The 17,974-nt window shown below is 41.6% G+C and carries 15 protein-coding genes, 1 pseudogene and 1 riboswitch; of the genes and pseudogenes, 9 read left to right on the plus strand and 7 right to left on the minus strand.

Going from position 1 to position 17,974, the window contains the following annotated elements; translation table 11 throughout:
• The first annotated feature begins 151 nt into the window (after positions 1 to 151).
• Together R8O10_RS18410 and R8O10_RS18415 are read left to right on the plus strand one after the other, a co-directional pair.
• Complete coding sequence (locus R8O10_RS18410; protein ID WP_318191629.1) at positions 152 to 625, plus strand: hypothetical protein; 474 nt, start codon at positions 152 to 154, stop codon at positions 623 to 625.
• Positions 626 to 975: 350 nt separating this feature from the next.
• Positions 976 to 1,281: a hypothetical protein gene (locus R8O10_RS18415; protein WP_318191630.1), complete on the plus strand. Its 306-nt coding sequence runs from the start codon at positions 976 to 978 to the stop codon at positions 1,279 to 1,281.
• Positions 1,282 to 1,451: 170 nt separating this feature from the next.
• Here the strand turns inward: R8O10_RS18415 and R8O10_RS18420 are convergent, their stop codons facing one another.
• Both R8O10_RS18420 and R8O10_RS18425 read right to left on the minus strand, forming a co-directional pair.
• Entirely contained in the window at positions 1,452 to 1,829 is a 378-nt protein-coding gene (locus R8O10_RS18420) for a hypothetical protein (RefSeq protein ID WP_318101858.1), read from the minus strand.
• Positions 1,830 to 3,590, minus strand: coding sequence for a hypothetical protein (locus R8O10_RS18425; protein ID WP_318191631.1), 1,761 nt, complete (start codon positions 3,588 to 3,590; stop codon positions 1,830 to 1,832). It lies immediately after the preceding gene.
• A gap of 304 nt (positions 3,591 to 3,894) precedes the next feature.
• Here R8O10_RS18425 and R8O10_RS18430 point away from each other — a divergent pair, with 304 nt between their 5' ends.
• The gene (locus R8O10_RS18430) at positions 3,895 to 4,764 is read left to right on the plus strand and encodes an ImmA/IrrE family metallo-endopeptidase (protein ID WP_318191632.1); all 870 of its coding nucleotides are present in this window, start codon (positions 3,895 to 3,897) and stop codon (positions 4,762 to 4,764) included.
• Positions 4,765 to 5,478: 714 nt separating this feature from the next.
• A riboswitch (glycine riboswitch) is annotated at positions 5,479 to 5,578 on the plus strand.
• A 123-nt stretch (positions 5,579 to 5,701) separates the two neighbouring features.
• Positions 5,702 to 7,078, plus strand: a complete 1,377-nt coding sequence (locus R8O10_RS18435; protein WP_005377785.1) for an alanine/glycine:cation symporter family protein — start codon at positions 5,702 to 5,704, stop codon at positions 7,076 to 7,078.
• A gap of 118 nt (positions 7,079 to 7,196) precedes the next feature.
• On the opposite strand, the pseudogene R8O10_RS18440 reads toward R8O10_RS18435, so the two are convergent.
• Positions 7,197 to 7,762, minus strand: a pseudogene (locus R8O10_RS18440) (threonine transporter RhtB).
• Complete coding sequence (locus R8O10_RS18445) at positions 7,762 to 8,397, minus strand: LysE family translocator (RefSeq protein ID WP_017820932.1); 636 nt, start codon at positions 8,395 to 8,397, stop codon at positions 7,762 to 7,764. The pseudogene R8O10_RS18440 and the gene R8O10_RS18445 overlap by 1 nt, the downstream one beginning before the upstream one ends.
• Before the next feature lie 223 nt (positions 8,398 to 8,620).
• Here R8O10_RS18445 and R8O10_RS18450 point away from each other — a divergent pair, with 223 nt between their 5' ends.
• A complete protein-coding gene (locus R8O10_RS18450) occupies positions 8,621 to 10,093 on the plus strand; it encodes a carboxypeptidase M32 (protein ID WP_005377788.1) in 1,473 nt (490 codons plus the stop codon).
• A gap of 70 nt (positions 10,094 to 10,163) precedes the next feature.
• On the opposite strand, the gene R8O10_RS18455 is transcribed toward R8O10_RS18450, so the two are convergent.
• From R8O10_RS18455 to R8O10_RS18465, 3 genes are all read right to left on the minus strand, one after another.
• Entirely contained in the window at positions 10,164 to 11,114 is a 951-nt protein-coding gene (locus R8O10_RS18455) for an LpxL/LpxP family Kdo(2)-lipid IV(A) lauroyl/palmitoleoyl acyltransferase (protein WP_085569628.1), read from the minus strand.
• A gap of 420 nt (positions 11,115 to 11,534) precedes the next feature.
• The gene (locus tag R8O10_RS18460) at positions 11,535 to 11,870 is read right to left on the minus strand and encodes a DMT family transporter (RefSeq protein WP_169644527.1); all 336 of its coding nucleotides are present in this window, start codon (positions 11,868 to 11,870) and stop codon (positions 11,535 to 11,537) included.
• A gap of 123 nt (positions 11,871 to 11,993) precedes the next feature.
• Positions 11,994 to 12,380, minus strand: a complete 387-nt coding sequence (locus tag R8O10_RS18465) for a hypothetical protein (protein ID WP_053303128.1) — start codon at positions 12,378 to 12,380, stop codon at positions 11,994 to 11,996.
• Between the two features lie 340 nt (positions 12,381 to 12,720).
• On the opposite strand from R8O10_RS18465, the gene metA reads away from it, so the two are divergent.
• The 4 genes from metA to R8O10_RS18485 all read left to right on the plus strand — a co-directional run bounded on the left by metA (position 12,721) and on the right by R8O10_RS18485 (position 17,920).
• Positions 12,721 to 13,662, plus strand: coding sequence for a homoserine O-acetyltransferase MetA (gene metA, locus R8O10_RS18470; protein ID WP_005377792.1), 942 nt, complete (start codon positions 12,721 to 12,723; stop codon positions 13,660 to 13,662).
• A 179-nt stretch (positions 13,663 to 13,841) separates the two neighbouring features.
• A complete protein-coding gene (pilW, locus tag R8O10_RS18475; RefSeq protein ID WP_213871614.1) occupies positions 13,842 to 14,567 on the plus strand; it encodes a type IV pilus biogenesis/stability protein PilW in 726 nt (241 codons plus the stop codon).
• A 267-nt stretch (positions 14,568 to 14,834) separates the two neighbouring features.
• Entirely contained in the window at positions 14,835 to 15,764 is a 930-nt protein-coding gene (locus R8O10_RS18480) for a phosphate/phosphite/phosphonate ABC transporter substrate-binding protein (protein ID WP_064368225.1), read from the plus strand.
• On the plus strand, positions 15,764 to 17,920 hold the full coding sequence (locus R8O10_RS18485) for a GGDEF domain-containing phosphodiesterase (RefSeq protein ID WP_085569509.1): 2,157 nt from the start codon (positions 15,764 to 15,766) through the stop codon (positions 17,918 to 17,920). Before R8O10_RS18480 ends, R8O10_RS18485 begins: the two co-directional genes overlap by 1 nt.
• The last annotated feature ends 54 nt before the right edge of the window (positions 17,921 to 17,974 follow it).

Below are 17,974 nucleotides of genomic sequence, written 5' to 3' on the forward strand. Positions count from 1 at the left end.
AGACAACTCCGTTTATACAACGATTCAAAAAGCCGCTCCCTCTTAAATTAATCCAATATTACCAATTTTTAGGTTAACTCCGACATGCATTAGAAATTACTAATAAAAGATGGTAAAATTAGAAGTGTCTAATGTAGGAGGCGACATTATTATGGCTGCACCCACGGGAAACCAGAACAATAACAAATACCAACCAGAATATGCCGTGCAGGTATACAAGCTCTGTTTGATGGGGGCTCGCGATCAGGATTTAGCAGAATTCTTTGATGTACACAGAGACACAATCTTTCATTGGGTAAGTCTGTATCCAGAGTTCGCTGAAGCAAGAAAACGTGGGAAACTCGCTGCGGACGCCGAAGTGGCGTACAGCCTATTTAACCGTGCTATGGGGGCGACTGTAACAAAGCAGAAAGTACTAAGCTCTGGTCAGGTAGTCGAGTACCAGGAAGAGTTACCACCCGATGTTCGAGCGATGGAGTTTTGGCTTAAATGTCGGAGCCGTGGCAACTGGAACCCAAGCCACCAGGTCGAACTTTCAGGCGATCGTTCAAACCCGCTTGCCTTTATCTCTGCAGATATTGCGAAAGAATCGGAGGATGCTTCCCCGCTCCCGAAAATTGTTTAAAAAAGCACCAAATTTAACATAATAACCCTAATCTGCACCAAACGAGTCCGCCCATTTTAAAATGTCCTACGAAACGTCGATTTTCCAACGTTTACTCGCCAAATATGACTGAATAATAAGTGCATAAACCCTGCATAAATGAGTGCATTTTAAAATCAGAACGAAAGCGTCATTTTCAACACTTTTGTTGTGACCACACCCTAAATCACTTTATACACCGATGGACTTCCTATTGGATTGCGCGATAATTTCTATTGTGGAAAGTAACGATTCCTCGCAAGATTCCATACACTTTCCACGTACCCACAAACCTCGCTCCGGCGGGGTTTTCTCGTTTTAGGAGGCTTCTTATGGAATATTCCAAGCGAAAAACACTATCTTCGATTTTGATTATGACAATACCATTCACACCGTTCGCAATAGGTGCAGAGACGACATCACATCATGAAGTCCATATGGACAGCGAGCAATTTAAAATCGAAATAGCAGCATCAAAGCAACAGTTATCCTCAGCGGTCGAACACTTCTATAAAACATTAGAGCAACGGAGAGAAGCGAACATGCAAGTCAAGACAGAACGGTTTGAACGATATCATGCTCGCCAGCTAGAGATGTCGAAAAACATAAAAGAAATCTTGAGAAGAGAAGGGCTATAAATAATCAGGAGGGGGTGGACCAAAGGATCCTTCCCCCAAATCTATATATTCTGAAAAAAGCCTACGAAATCAGAACGTAATTTAATATTCACGCGTATTTACAAAGCTAGAAATCCAACACTAAAAAGTGAAACTCCAACTGTAGGGATTGGCTTTGTCTGAAGGAAACTTTACTTCATCAAGCGAAGAAACTGTGGGTTAGAAACTTGGATTTGTAAACTATCTTTGTACTCAGTAATCTTCCCTCGAGCACAAACTTTTTGATTAGAAAAGTTTCTAAGGTAACCAAACCTATTTTCAAAACCATCTAGCTTGTCATCCCAAATCAAGACAGCTAACGATTGGTTTGGGTATGGCTTATCCAAGTTTAGGTAAGTTGCTTTCTTACCTTTGTGTACCTGCGCAACCACGCCACAAGCCATAACAGTTTCACCGACATGGAAAGCGGCACGATAAGCTTCAATTCTTTGTTCTTTCGCTGTAACTTGATTTGATAGTGTTGCCAAGACAACGAATAAAGAGCCAAATAATAGTGTTAACTTCTTCATTTACTTCCTCTCTAGTTGATCAGAGTATTTAACGATAATTTGAGGCTGCCCTCCAAAAGAAGTGATTTCTCCAGAAACGCAGAGTTCTCGATTTATAAAGTGCTGAAAGTTTTCCCCGTACCCCAATACTTTTTCTACATCCGAGTCCCAAACCACTATTCTAAATTCAGTGTTAGAGTATCGGTAATCGAAATTAAGATAAGTACCTTTGGAAAAAGCCTTAACTTCACGAACGATTCCACACACAACCTGGTAAGTACCAAGTAAACTCATAGTTTGGTCAGGTGCAATAGAGTTACTGTCATGAACTTCGATACTATGAGACAACGCTAGTTCATCAGCAGACACTTCCACCCAGTCATCAATACTTCTTGAGCCATTGGGATTTGGCTTCTCCCCTACACCTTCGATACTTTGTGTATTGGTAAGCTCTTCTTTTGTTTCAATTGAATTTAAGTCGGCAGGCTTTACAGGTCTCATAAATGAGACATCAGACCTCGACAAAAGAACAAGCATACTAAACAAGCCTATGGCTAATGCTGTACTAACACCCAACCAAAATCCCGATTTAGGCTTACTACCTCCGTTATTATCCACCAATTCTTTGCCGTACTCTGTTTTTGGAGTCGATTTGATCTCTTCAACTAAAGCTCTTAGTTCGCAAATTTCAGCAGAAATAGCCTCATGATTATGGTTTGATTGTTCCAACTCATTAAGTTTTTTGTCGTACCACCCCCTCAAACGCTCTCGTTCCTTATCCTTACTCTCTTCAGTTATCTTATTGGTCGATTGAGTATGTAGTGTATGGCGAATTTTTTTGATTATCTTCGAATGCTCCCTCATCAACTGATTATTACTAAATCGAAGGACTATACCGAATTTAGTAATCAGTGAGTTTTGACGAATCAAAAAATCTTTCCAACGCTGATGATTTGTGTCCTTATACGTTCCATCAAGCTCGATGGGCAAATAGTAGCCTTTACGTTCATTAATTATCATAAAGTCAATATAACGGTTACCACCATTATCATCGATAAAGTGATATTGAGGGACAACATCTACTGGTTCAATTTCTGAAATTTGAGAAAGAACTTTATCGACAAATGCTTCTTCATACCCTGCGACATGTTCAATCTGCTTTTTGTATTTATGTTTCCATGTATCCCAACTATTCATTATTCTATTGTTATTCTCATTCAGGTAATTAAGTTTCACGAATTCAACCGGTAATGCTGAGTTGAGTTTGTCGATGGTATCATTGAAGCTTTCTAAGGCTTCCCCCCAAATACCAGACTCAATAACTTCTTTGGCTTCCGCTTCAAGTTTATTCGGATTAGATTTCAGGTCACTGCTGAATTCATCAAGCAAGGCTTCTACTTCGCCATAACGTAATTCAAATACTTGAGATAATTGTCTTACCGCATCTAAAACACTTTTTCTGTGCTCAGGGTTTTCGATACCAAATCGCAAAAATTGCTTCGCAAGAGAAATAGCGTTCAGACTTTCTTTAAGACAACTCGAGGTGTAAGGAAAAGTGCTTAGTGTTCTTCTCACAAAACTATTTAAACGGATTTCAAGCATGGTCACGGTGTGCAAAGCATCTTTTAGCGGCTGCTTTTCTTGCTGTTCTTCGTTCCACGCACTAAGCTCTTGGTTAACGTACTCTAACCCCTTATTCACTTCTTCGAGTCCGCTGTTCAAGCCTTGTACACCTAGCTTAAGCGTCTTAGATGTACTTTTAAGTACACTGAATAACCCCATTTCACCCTCTGTGTACTGTCATTAAGCACTAGTCAACATCATATAAATTTTCATATCCAAATCAAAACGCTACTAGCGAAGAAAAAGTTCTTCACAAGTACATTCCTATACTATGATCGGAATACAGAAGAACATACAGACCAAAGATTCAATTAAACCATTGTTGTAACGGAATATCGAAGATAGCATTGCATAAAAAGTTATCTTTGCCCGCCCTAATTATGAAGATAAACCCATGTCTTATCACTCCGATACATCTAGGTAACGAGATGGGCTACCAATATTAGCTGGATAAACCATCAAAATGAAAGAGACAAAACTAGAGCATAAAAGCACATTTGATGAATTAATTGATTTAACACGAAACTACCGAGGCAGCAGTGACTATTTTCGATTCATCAAGTTCGTCGCTAAGATTAAAAATTACTCGGCTTACAACATAGCGCTTATTTACGCACAAGATCCTAACGTAACATACGTAGCTTCTAAAACTGACTGGTTAAAAAAGCACAATAGAACCGTTAAGCCAGAAGCAAGACCACTTATCATCCTTGCACCATTTCACCCTGTCATGTTTGTATTTGATGTTAATGATACTGAAGGTGAGCAACTGCCAAAAAGAGTTTTCGATCCTTTTTGGGCTAAAGGTGAACTCCCAATTCGAGCTCTAAACATGTTAGCGAAACTGTGTGATAGACTTAGGGTAAAAGTTGTAGAAAAACCCCAAATTAATAGTAGTGCAGGCTCTATTCGAACAGATTATGGCTATAACAAATTCAGATCCTATATTCTCGAAATCAACTCAAACCACACCCCGCAAGTCAAATTCGCAACTCTAGTTCACGAGATAGCTCATCTCCTTTGTGGGCATCTTGGAGTTCACAGAGAAACAGAGAGTTGGAGAGAGAGACAACACCTCACACTAACAGAACAAGAGTTTGAAGCTGAGTCTATCTCATACATTATTTGTAAAAGGTTCGGTGTCAGAAGTAATTCTGAAGAATATTTATCTGGGTACACTAAAGATAATGGTGTAATTCCTAAAATATCAATCGATACCGTTCTCAATGTCACGGGGATAATAGAGAATGCAATTCAGGGTAAAGTAACACTTAAAAATAAAGAAAAAACCACATATGTAAACAGCAGCTATGAACAGCTTCATTTATTCTAAGGGGCACTTGCCGGATACAGCATCAATTCAGTTAGGGGGGGATGGACCAAAACGTTGCACCCCCTCCCCCACATCAATATATCGGCATCAAAAATTTATCTGATTTTTGAACTCAGAAACTTTCCCTAATGTTGTTTGCCACCCTAATCAAAAAGCCTTGCCGCCAAAGCTTCAGCATCCAACTTCACGTACCTACTCAAGACGCGGTGATCACGATGACCTGAAACCTTGGATACCAATACACTGTCATGCTCTGCTTCTATCAGCTTGGATAGCCTATAGTGCAAATTTTCTTTGTTCTTCGAAGAGTGCCCGTATGGTTAGTTTCTACCAAAATCTTAGTCCTAGTGTGAACTAAAAATTATGATATTGCCCCACCTATTCAATGGGGCTTTTTATGCTTTTAACGCAACCAACTGGGGTACAGATTGGGGTACATTTTGGGGTACATAGGGATAAATACCGTGAAAAAACACTTGACCTATATATCATAATTGGTAAATTACGCGCTGTTAGCTAAAGGCTAACTATCTGATCATCCGAGAATTATATAACATTTTGGTAACATCCAAGAAACTTTATATAAATCAAAGGTAATTGTTCCGATGAAGACTGCAGGAGAGTGGTTATTAATCAAAATTTAATTTTTGATTAGCATAACCTGCCGAAGAATTAACTATTTCAGGTGCTACCTAGGTAGCGGGGACTGTAGTTGGAGGAACCTCTGGAGAGAACCGTTAAATCGGTCGCCGAAGGAGCAAGTCTTGCACTCACGCAAGGTGAAACTCTCAGGCAAAAGGACAGAGGAGTGGAAAGTTACAACCTAACTATTTTGGCTTGGCCTTCCCGCCTACAACCAATAGCTTAGTTCTTTTAGAGATCGTTGATCTCGTCCTTTCCCTCTTCTCCTTATTAGTTGTTTTATTAAGGGGAAATCATGAACAACCTACAATCTTTACTACAAACCATCGATAATTTTGTCTGGGGTCCACCGCTGCTTATTTTGCTAGTAGGTACAGGTGTTTACTTCACTTTTAGCCTTGGCTTGATCCAGTTTAAACACCTCCCAACAGCGCTAGCGATGGTATTCAGTAAAGATAAGTCATCTAATACTCAAGGTGACGTTTCTAGCTTTGCAGCTCTTTGTACTGCGCTCTCAGCAACAATTGGTACTGGTAACATTGTTGGTGTTGCCACAGCAATCAAACTCGGTGGACCAGGCGCTCTATTCTGGATGTGGCTCGCTGCCCTTTTCGGAATGGCGACTAAATACGCCGAATGTTTGTTGGCGGTTAAGTACCGAAGAGTCGATGATAAAGGCCAAATGATTGGTGGCCCAATGTATTACTTGCAATACGGTGTTGGCTCAAAAGCTCTCGCGATCATGTTTGCAGTGTTTGCTTTGGGTGTTGCTTGTTTTGGTATCGGTACGTTTCCACAAGTAAACGCGATTCTGGATGCAAGTGAGATATCTCTTGGTGTTAACCGTGAGCTATCTGCCTTTGTACTAACTCTTTTGGTTGCTTTCGTAACTTTGGGTGGCATCAAATCCATTGCTAACGTTGCAGGAAAAGTGGTTCCTACCATGGCTGTATTTTATGTGTTGGCGTGTTTAAGCGTGATCATCATGAATGCAGACCAATTGTTCAATGCCGTTGAATTAGTGCTGGTTTCAGCCTTTACATCAACAGCAGCGACTGGTGGTTTTTTAGGTGCAAGCATCATGCTGGCAATCCAATCAGGTATCGCTCGCGGTGTGTTCTCAAATGAATCAGGCTTGGGTAGCGCGCCTATGGCAGCAGCAGCAGCGAAGACAGACTCTTGTGTTAAACAAGGCCTAATTTCAATGACGGGTACCTTTTTCGATACCATCATTATTTGTACCATGACAGGCCTTGCTCTAATCCTGACCGGTGCATGGCAAAGTGACCTAGCAGGCGCCGCGATGACGACTCATGCTTTTGCGGTGGGTTTAAATGCAGATACATTTGGCCCTATGCTCGTCTCAATCGGTTTGATGTTCTTCGCTTTTACCACCATTCTTGGTTGGAACTACTACGGTGAGCGTTGCGTTGTGTTCCTGTTCGGAACTAAAGCTGTGCTTCCATACAAACTGATTTTCGTTGGCTTGGTGGCATCTGGTGCATTCCTTCACCTCGATATGATTTGGCTACTGGCTGATATCGTAAACGGTCTGATGGCAATTCCTAACCTGATTGGTTTGATCGCACTGCGTCACGTCGTACTGGCAGAAACCAAACTGTTCTTTAGCTCAACATCGCAATCAGGTGAAGTTGAAGCAGTGAAAGCTTAGTGAAACGACAGCTGTTCGGTCACAAACTACCAGTAACGGAGAGCAAAGCACATTAGAAATGGTAAAAACATAAAGCCCGCTATTATTTAGCGGGCTTTATTTATCTTCGGTTAAATGGTTAATCTCTCAACCATTGATGCTCAACGTTTTCTCCACGTTCTTCAAAAAACTTCGCATTTTTTGCTTGAATTGATCCGCTTTCAACTCTGATAGCGGCCAGTCTAAAAATGCTTCTGTTACAAACGAGTCGCCGACACCAACCTCAATCGATTCCAGATGTTTCCCGATGTAGCGATAAAAGTAGCCTTGCCCAAACGCATCGCACACCATAGGTACATGCCTGACACGTTGATGATTGACAGAGACCGAAGCCCAAGTCGTCGTTTTAGGTTTACAGGTTTGCTCTTTTACAACGTCGACCTCAAATTTATTGTCCATAGTTGTCGAAACAAAAACGACAATAGCGTCATGCAAATACACACGCCTGAGCAATAACTGTTTAGTGTCTTGAGTTCGCGTTTGTTGTATTCCATTAGCAAAAGGCTCGAAGTAGCCCCAGTGCCAAGACCAGATCATGCCGCGTTGCGCAAACTGTACTTGTGGCCACGTATGCCAAGCAACAGCGGCACCTATCCCCACAATAAATACAGCGAGTAGTATCAACAATCGATAAATATTAAGCATTAAACGGGTTTTTCAATTAATAACTTCACACCAAGTGCGACTAATACTGCGCCCGTCGCGCCTTCCATCCACTTCATAAAGCTTGCATTCTTTAGTAGATTTTTAGCCGAGTTAAGCGCGCCAGCTAAACCACACTGCCAAACCATCGCAATAGCAAAGTGTACAGATGCCATCATCATTGATTGAAGCAAGGGTGAACCTTCTGGATTCACAAACTGTGGCAAGAAAGCCAAATAGAAGACCGCCGTTTTCGGGTTCAAGACGTTAGAAAGAAAGCCCTCTCTAAAAGAGCGCTTACCATTAAACACTTCGTGAATCTGCTCGGTCACGGTCAATCCATCTTTCGACGACATTAGCGCTTTTAAACTGCTCAAACCAAGCCAGATAAGATAAGCTGCGCCAATCATTTTTACGATTTGGAACAACTCTGCAGATTGCGCAAGAATCGCCGAGATACCAACCGCAGAAAAAAAAGCATGTACGAATAAGCCAAAGCAAATCCCTAGACTGGTTGTACATCCATCTTTTAGGCCCGATCGGCTAGTGTTACGGATAACAAGTGCAGTATCTAAACCTGGCGTTAACGTTAAAATCGTAATGGCAATAATAAATGCCTCGAAATTCAAAATATCCATATTATCGTGATAATTAATTGTCAATCCTTCATCAATACCGCCAATCCACAAGATTCGCAAGCTTCTTTTTTAAGAGAGCTATACAACTGGGTGAGTTTATGGACAATGGGTTGGAGTTAATTGTTAATTATTAGTAAATTAACGCAGGTTGCTTAGTGCAACACCATATGAAGGACCCGTTATCGGGTGTTTAGGGAAAGAACAAAAGAATAAGAGTAGTCACATGAACGCATTTACAAAACTCGTTGAACATTCCAAAAAAGTGGCAAATTTTGAGCATCTATCTGCCATCATAGATTGGGATCAAGCAGCGGTCATGCCACCTGGTGGCGCTGAAGCACGATCGAATGCCACGGCAGAGCTCGATGTACATATCCATTCTTTAATGACTCAACCGCACTTGGGAGAGCTTTTCGCTCAGGCAGAAGAAGAGACGCTGTCTACAAAAGAAAAATCTATCCTAAGAGAAATGAAGCGTGGGTGGCAGCAAGCTAACTTACTACCAGAATCATTAGTTCAAGCTCAATCTCTTGCTGGCTCCAAATGTGAACATGCATGGCGTACGCAACGTGGAGAAAATGACTGGGCTGGTTTTGAAAAGAACTGGGCTGAAGTCGTAAAGCTATCGCAGGAAGAAGCGCAAATTAGAGCCGAAGCAAATGGCACGACTCCTTATGATGCCATGCTCGATGTTTATGAACCTGGCACAACGTCTGCGTCGTTAGACATTCTTTTTGCTGACGTGAAAACCTGGCTTCCTACTTTGATCGATGAAGCGCTTGAAAAACAACAATCAGACAACATCTTATTGCCAACTGCACACTACCCTGCGGAAAAGCAAAAAGCGCTCGGTTTGGAAGTCATGAAACTGCTTCAATTCGATTTTGAACACGGTCGACTTGATGAGAGTACCCACCCATTTTGTGGCGGTGTACCGACAGATGTGCGTATTACGACACGTTATAATGAAAACGAGTTTGTCCAATCATTGATGGGGATTGTCCACGAAACTGGCCATGCTCGATACGAGCAAGGGCTACCAAAAGATTTATCAGGAACACCCGCGGGAGAAGCTCGCTCTATGGGTATTCATGAATCACAATCACTCTTCTTTGAAATGCAAATAGGACGAAGCAGCGCGTTTATCGATCACCTCGCTCGACTGGCTTCTAACCATTTTTCTGGTAGTGAATTCGAAAAAGACAATTTAGCCAAAATTTACACTCGCGTAGAAAAAGGCTTTATTCGCGTAGATGCTGACGAACTCACATATCCTGCTCACGTTATTCTTCGATATGAAATTGAGCGAGATCTCATGAACGGCGTAATCAAACATACAGATGTACCAGAACTCTGGAACGAAAAGATGAAAGCGTACTTGGGGCTATCAACCGAAGGAAACTTCAAAAATGGCTGTATGCAAGATATCCATTGGACAGATGGAAGTTTTGGCTATTTCCCGTCCTACACGCTCGGTGCGATGTACGCTGCACAATTTATGGCAGCAATGAAACAAACCGTCGATGTAGATGCGGTTATTCGTTCTGGCGACTTAGCTCCGATATTCAATTGGCTCTCGGAAAACATCTGGAGTAAAGGTAGCTTATTCACCACTGATGAGTTGGTAAAACAAGCCACGGGTGAAACACTGAATGCTAAACACTTTCAAGCTCACCTAAAAGATCGCTACTTATAAAGCGAAAAGAATAGAAAGTAAAAGCCCAAGGTTCGTACGTTCCTTGGGCTTTTTGTAGGCTCTCTATGTGTTATGCCAAGCTAGGGATGAGCCTAGGCTTGTACAAACAGTCCTCACCCTCTGGTCTAGTTTTAAACCGACGATGAAGCCACATATACTGACTCGGACTTGCCATGATTGATGTTTCAACTATTTGATTCACGAATGCGGCGGCGCGTTGATGATCCTCTTTCGGGAAACCTTCGACGGGCGCACTAATGGTTAGGGTATAGTGTCCGTCTTTTCCTCTTACCATCGTAAAAGGCACAATGGCGCAATCTGTAGAATCAACCAACAAACTTGTACCTGTCGTAGTACAAGCATTTTTAACGGCAAATAACGGTGCAAATGTCGAGCGTCGGTTACCATAATCGTGGTCCGGTGCATACCAAACCCGCTCACCCGTTTTAAGTGCTTCAAGCATGGCTTTGACGTTTTTACGATCAATCAGTGTACGATTAGAGCGAGAGCGTCCCTTATACTGAAAATAATCAAAGCACGGATTATTGTTTGGGCGATAAACACCGGTTCCAGACTTTTTAATGCCAAAAGCTCGAGCACCTAACTCTAGATTCATTGAGTGTACGGCCAACATTAATGCACCTTTGCCTGACTTCTCTAAAGCCTCTAGATGCTCCATGCCTTTTATCGTGACGTGTTTGTTTACCCGTTTATCTGACCAAAACCATGCCATTGCGGTCTCAAAAAGTGCGATGCCAGTATTGTCGATGTTGTCTTTTAGAATTGCTTCGCGTTGGCATTTTTCCATATGAGGGAAGCAAAGCTCAAGATTGCGTCTGATCGTAACTTGACGTTTTCTCATGAGTCGCATAGCTAAACGACCAATGTTGCGTCCCAAAGCTAGTTGAACTTTAAAAGGAAGGAGGCTAAGTAAGTACATCACGCTAATGATAATTAACGTTCCCCAGTAACGAGGCAAAAGAAATTCGGCCTTGAATGCAGGCTTTTTGTATTTGTTCATGTAAGTATTGTCAGATGTGCCCATCTATAAGTGATAAAAACAATGATAATGGACTGCACTTTTATCATTGATAACGCTAATAACATAAATTAAAGCGCGCGGATTCTATGGTTCTTCGACACACTACACAATAAGAACTTTGCAGAAATATGTAGGGAATGAAAAAGCAGTGAAGATGAGTCGCCACGTTAACATCTATCGGAGTGATTTATCTACTGCCCTTTCCTAAAGTTTGAAGAAACATAACTTTGTATTTTCAATGCGCTAAATAATGCCTGTTTTTCAATCACATAATGCGACCGTGATGAATGCAACAATAAGACATCATATCAATACTCGCCATTAGCGATTGAATTTGCACTAAAAAGCCGCAGCAATTTCTCGCTGCGGCTTCTTATTCACTTAACAAGTAGAGTGGCGTTATTCGTACCCTACTGTTTTGGATAATAAATTTACGATCAACACACCAGCGATGATAAACCCAATACCAACTAGGGCTGGTAAGTCTAGACGCTGTCCGTAAACAAAGTAACCAACCGTCGCAACCAAAACGATCCCAGCACCACTCCATATGGCATAAACAACCCCGACAGGCATTGTTTGCACTGTGACGGAAAGCAAGAAGAAAGCGATGCCGTAACCAATCAAAACGACTGTGCTCGGCATTACTTTCGTAAATTGCTCTGTTTTGGGAATATAAGAAGTGGCAATCACTTCACATACAATCGCTATCGACAGCGCCAACATTGGTGGCATAGAGACAAGCATTTTGAACATAAGGCATTAACGCTCAACAGAAATGTAACCGACAACATGTCCGGATAATTAGGCCGCGCATTATACCCAACTCATCTCACGATGGAATACCACTAACGATGTTTACACACCATCACTTTCGCTTACTTTTTGATGACCAGGTGAAAGGCTGACGTTTTGGTGCTGACGAGAAATTTCAAAGTAGATATGCATATCAATCGGCTCAGGTGTATTGAGTAGCATCTTACCTACTTCACGTTGGAAATGACCATAATTACCTAGCTCATCCGTTAGTTCTAGGAGCTCGTAAGAGGCTTCATCGGCAAACATTCCATACGCATACTGATAATGACTGATATCCTTGCTCTTATCATAACCCAGCTTTTGAAGAGCTTGATCAATCTCTTCCGGCGTATAAATGTCTTTATCACCAAACGAATGCAGTAGCACGCAAGGAACTTCTTGAGCGATGCCCTGAATCTTTGTCTTTCTCTTGAAAATACCGAACATAATGTCCTCCACTGACGATGTTTCCAAATATGCACATTAATGCAAAATGGTGAGCTGATTGTTTTTAGTATGGCTCATTAATTTGAGACTTCCTTACTACGAAGTCACCTTCACATATTAACGTGATCGCATAATTACCAGCAAATAGTACACACTGCGTTTCAAACCTATCTCATCAGAAACTCTGCTTTAGTCACAATTGTGTGACAACCCCGAGTACGGTTTACCATAATGTAAAGAGTAGATTGAAAAGTCGGATTTCGTATCGACATCTAAACTTAATTAAGTTAGCTTTAGAAGTATAGACGTCTAGATTGACTATACTTAGGGAGAGAAAGTCGTGCCAATTAGAATTCCAGATCAATTACCAGCTACCGATGTATTAAGGACAGAAAACATCTTCGTGATGAGTGAAACGCGTGCAGCGAGTCAGGAAATACGTCCTTTAAGAGTGCTGATCCTTAATCTGATGCCAAAAAAAATAGAGACTGAAACTCAGTTTCTGCGTCTACTCTCAAACAGCCCACTACAGGTTAACGTCGAATTACTGCGCATTGATAACCGCCCGAGTAAAAATACGCCAACTGAACATTTAGACACGTTTTATCGCCAATTTGAAATGGTGAGAGATAAAAACTTCGATGGCATGATCATTACTGGAGCTCCATTAGGTTTGGTGCAATTTGAAGATGTCATTTATTGGGATCATCTCAAAACCATCATGGAGTGGGCAAAAGATCATGTGACATCTACTCTTTATGTTTGCTGGGCTGCGCAAGCAGGGTTAAAGCTACTCTACGATCTACCTAAAAAAACGCGTAAAGAAAAACTTTCAGGTGTTTATCATCATCAAATCCATCATCAGTTTCACCCTATCTTACGCGGATTTGATGACACGTTTTTGGCTCCTCACTCGCGTTACGCAGATTTTTCGCCTCACTTTCTAGAAGAGCATACTGACTTAGACATTTTAGCGACATCGGATGTCGCAGGTGTGTACTTGGCCACCACAAAAGACAAACGCAATGTCTTTGTCACAGGACACCCTGAGTATGATTCTCACACCTTACATAATGAATATATCCGAGATTTAAGCGAAGGTATGGAGCCCGCTATTCCTGTCAACTATTACCCAAACAACAACCCAGATAACCCACCAATTGCAAGCTGGAGAAGCCATGGACACCTCCTCTTTTTAAACTGGCTGAACTACTGTGTTTATCAGCAAACACCGTACGACCTCGATCATTTCAGTGAAGATGCTTTCACTAAAGACGATTAGCTTCAAAATAAGCAAACAAAGCACTCATCATTACCGAAATGTAATATGTGAACCAAGCCGCCATATGGCGGCTTTTTCATAACAGTTTGCAAACCTGATCGCATAGTGTTTTTTCCTCAATAGGCTTTTGCTAAGTAATTCATATCATGCAGAAAGATTCAGGGATGTAGGGATAAAGAATGAAAACAGCAAAGCTCGGTGCACTATTATTATTGTCTCAGTTTGCACTCGTGGGTTGCGTGACGGTGAAAGAAGATGGAAGCCCTGTCGTTAAAGCCGATCCTGTGGCAATGGCAGAATCACGTATCGCACTTGGCTTAGGTTATTTAGATGGCGGTAACATGATTCGCGCGCATGATAACTTACAACAAGCCTTAAACCACGCACCTCAATACTATCGCGCGCAATTATCTATGGCTCACTACTACGAAACGGTTGGTGAAGATATTAAAGCCGAACAGATGTATAAACGCTCTCTACGGCAACATACTAAAAACGGAAATGTGCTCAATAACTACGGTACTTTTCTTTGCAAGCGAGGTGACTTCGAAAAAGCCGATCAGATGTTTAATCGAGCCATTGAGCAGCCTTATTACTACCTTATTCCAGCGAGCTATGAGAATGCAGCTTTTTGTGCTCTAAAATCACAAGATAAAGACAAAGCGAGATACTACTTTACTAGAGCTATCGAGCATGACCCTCATAGACCAAAATCGATTTTGCAACTCGCTAAAATAGAAATTGATAGCGGTGATTATACTGAAGCTAGAATTCGATTAATGAGATTCAATCAAATGTATGGCGTGAAGAAGCCCTCTTTGCAACTCATGATTCAACTTGAACGTGCAGCAGGCAATGAAGCTCTCGAGAAAAAGTATCAAAAACAATTGGAAAAATTTTCTTAGTACAAAATAGCGATACATAAGGCGCATTAGCTCACAGCCAATACAGCGCTTGACCAAGAATCCAGTGAATTCAGACTCACGGTGATACATTCATCCTGTACATAAACGTCAAATTCGGTACTATTTGAACGGAATAAGTGACCAAGTCACATTATAAAAAGTGCGCACACAACGAAATTTGTACATCATACTGTTTTTAAGATTGATTTCGGCATATTGATAAATGCTAAATATTACTGACATGCACCAGAAGGAAGTTGAAGCCGGATGAAACCTGCCTGCACTCTGTTATTACTCACTTTGCTGAGTTCACCTTTTGTCGTCAGTGCACAAGATAATATTGAGAAAACATTCACGTTTGGCATTGTGTCGAATAAAGCCCAAAGCAAAATCAAAAAAGCGACGCCCCTTACTCAGTATGTAACTGAAAATATGGCTGAATATGGTTACGCAAAAGGGGCGGTAAAGGTATTTAAAAATTATCGTCAGCTCGCGGTTGCGCTTGAAAATGGCACCGTTCAAATTGCAACGGCGACCCCCTTTAATGCGATGACCTTAGAAAAGGAGTCTAATAGCCAAATCCTTGCTATACGATGGAAAAAAGGCCTACAAAAATATCATACGGTGTTCTTTACTAATAAAGAGAGTGGCATTGAGTCATTTTCTGACCTGCGCGGAAAAACGCTTGTTTTCGAAAAGCGCACGTCTACCAGCAGCTATTACCTACCTGCGATTACATTGCTGAATCACGGAGAAAAACTGCAATACCTTCCCTCTCCTGATGACAAACCGGCCAAAGACAGCATTGGTTATTTATTCCTTGATGAGCAACTCGCTCAGTCAAATGAAATCAACCTATCTGTATGGGTATATAAACAGAGAGTTGCAGCAGGAGCATTCAGTAACTTCAACTGGAACAATCCCAAAGATTTGCCAGAGAACATGAAAGACAAACTAGCGATTTTTTCTCGTTCTGTTGAAATACCCAGGGATTTAATTCTCGCTTCTCCAAGCATGAGCCTAGAGCAACAGCGTAAAATCACGTCAATACTGCTTGATATGGATACAACTCACGAAGGCTCTCTCGCACTTAAAAAGTTTCAGAACACCAAGAAATTCAGCGCGCTTACTCCAGAAATGCGAGCCTCCTTAAGTACAGTGCGCAAGTCAGTTCACTTGTTACCGAAGGTGGATTGATGTTTCAAAAGCTCTCACTCGAAACCAAATACATTTGCTCGACAATTTTCGTTGTCTTGTTTGTTGTGGTGATAAACCTTGCGTTATACATGCACGGTTACGATGCGTATTCAAATAGCTTAACTCAACAAATCACGAACAACTCTCAAGAAAAAACAGAATCTTACGTTAAGCAAAAAGGGTTGGTTTATGCAGAGCTATTATCAAAACAGCTTTTTGATCCACTCTATACAGACAATATCAGTCAAGCGTATGAGCAAATTAAGGCAACATTGAGCCAGCCAGATGTCTCGAAAATACATGTTGTTGACAATGAAGGGCTAATCTTTCACGACGGCACTACTCAGCTAAGGATGTTTGCCCAACCTCATGACCGCTCTCCTTTTATTTTGAAAGCAATAGAAGAATCCAGAACTCTCGTTTCCTTTTCCAAGCGTCAGTTGGAGATCGCAGCGCCGATTCAGCAATCAAACATTACTCTTGGGGCGGTATATCTTGAGCTTAACTTGATACATCTACTGGAAGAGAAAGAACAGAACATTGAACAAGTCCAAGCGATTACCTCAAACGATAAACAGAAGATGTTTAACTTGCTGCTAACGATCAGTGGGATATCCGTTCTATTCGGTAGCATCATCGCTTATGCTTTGGGGCGGTCGTTAACTAAGCCACTCAAGCAACTAAAAGATCAATTTTCAGAGTCAAATACCCAAGCGCTGCCAGTCACCGACATACAAAGCAAAGATGAAGTGGGAGAACTTATTTCGGCGTACAACAAAATGTCAAACAAAGTGAATCGATACACCAGCCGAGTTGAGTTCATGGCGTACCACGATATTCTGACTTCCCTGCCAAACCGAGAAAAGTTACTCATTGATATTCAAACGCAAATAACTGACCACAAATCCCCCTCACTCGCGGTTGTGTTTATTGACTTGGATGACTTTAAGCACATTAACGATAACTATGGACATAACATTGGGGATAAATTGCTAGGCCATCTTGCCTCAGAGCTTCAAGGCCGTTTGCCGAGTTATTTTAAGCCGCTTTACCGCCTTTCTACCATCGTAAGTCGAGTAGGTGCGGATGAATTTGTACTGGCCTTTCCGTGCTCGGACAATCATGAAGCTAGAGAAAAAGCGAACGATATTCATCGCCAACTACTCTCTCCCTTTAGTTTGGAAGAGAACGATATTCAAATTACGGCAAGCCTCGGAATTGCTGTGTATCCAGAATTTGGTTCAAACGCTGAGTCTCTTTTACAGCTTTCCTCTCTTGCGGCGCAGGAATCTAAAAGACGCGGTAAAGACATTATGACGATATACGATTCCACGTTTGATGAAACGATTAAACAACGTTTATACATAGAACGAGAACTGCGTCGTTCAGTACGTGACTTGTCTCAATTCGAGCTGTGGTATCAACCACAATTTGATCTAAAAACCTATCGACTAATTGGGGTCGAAGCATTGGTTAGGTGGAATCATCCCGAGAAAGGCTATATCAGTCCAGAATCGTTTATCCCGATCGCAGAGCAAAGTGATTTAATATTGGAGCTTGGAGAACATATCATTGAGACGGCAGTTGCTCAGCGGGCAATGTGGGCAGAACATTTCGGTACTGATTTTCACATCGCATTAAACTTGTCCCCAAGACAAATCTATCGCCAAGATTTAAGTCAATTATTTTCTAAGTATTTACAACGACATGATGTCGCCCCTCAAACCATTCATGTTGAAGTGACAGAGTCACTTTTTATTGATGATACAGAGAAAGCTCAATATGTGCTTAAAAAACTACAAAGTATCGGAGTGGAAGTTTGGCTAGATGACTTTGGCACAGGATATTCTGCCCTTGCCTACCTGCAACATATGGCTTTTGACGGGCTCAAGATTGATCGTTCATTTATCGCTCAAATCCGAAAAAGCGATCAAGACGATTCATTAGTTCGCGCGATTGTATCCATGGCTCACAACCTAAGAATGAAAGTAGTAGCCGAAGGCGTAGAAACTCAAACTCAACTCACACGAATGGAGTCTCTCCACTGTGACGTCGTACAAGGTTTTTTCTTAGGTAGACCTGTACCTGCCGAGGAATTGATTGCATTTGAATACCAACGAGGGAGTGGCGCTCAAAGCGTCAATCACTTTGCTTAGAACGCCGTTTTGTTAACTATTGCCGCTTAGCGCGTTAGTACTCGTAATGCAATA

Origin of the sequence: Vibrio sp. 1727 (genome assembly GCF_033344415.1) — a bacterium.
Lineage (GTDB): Bacteria > Pseudomonadota > Gammaproteobacteria > Enterobacterales > Vibrionaceae > Vibrio > Vibrio alginolyticus.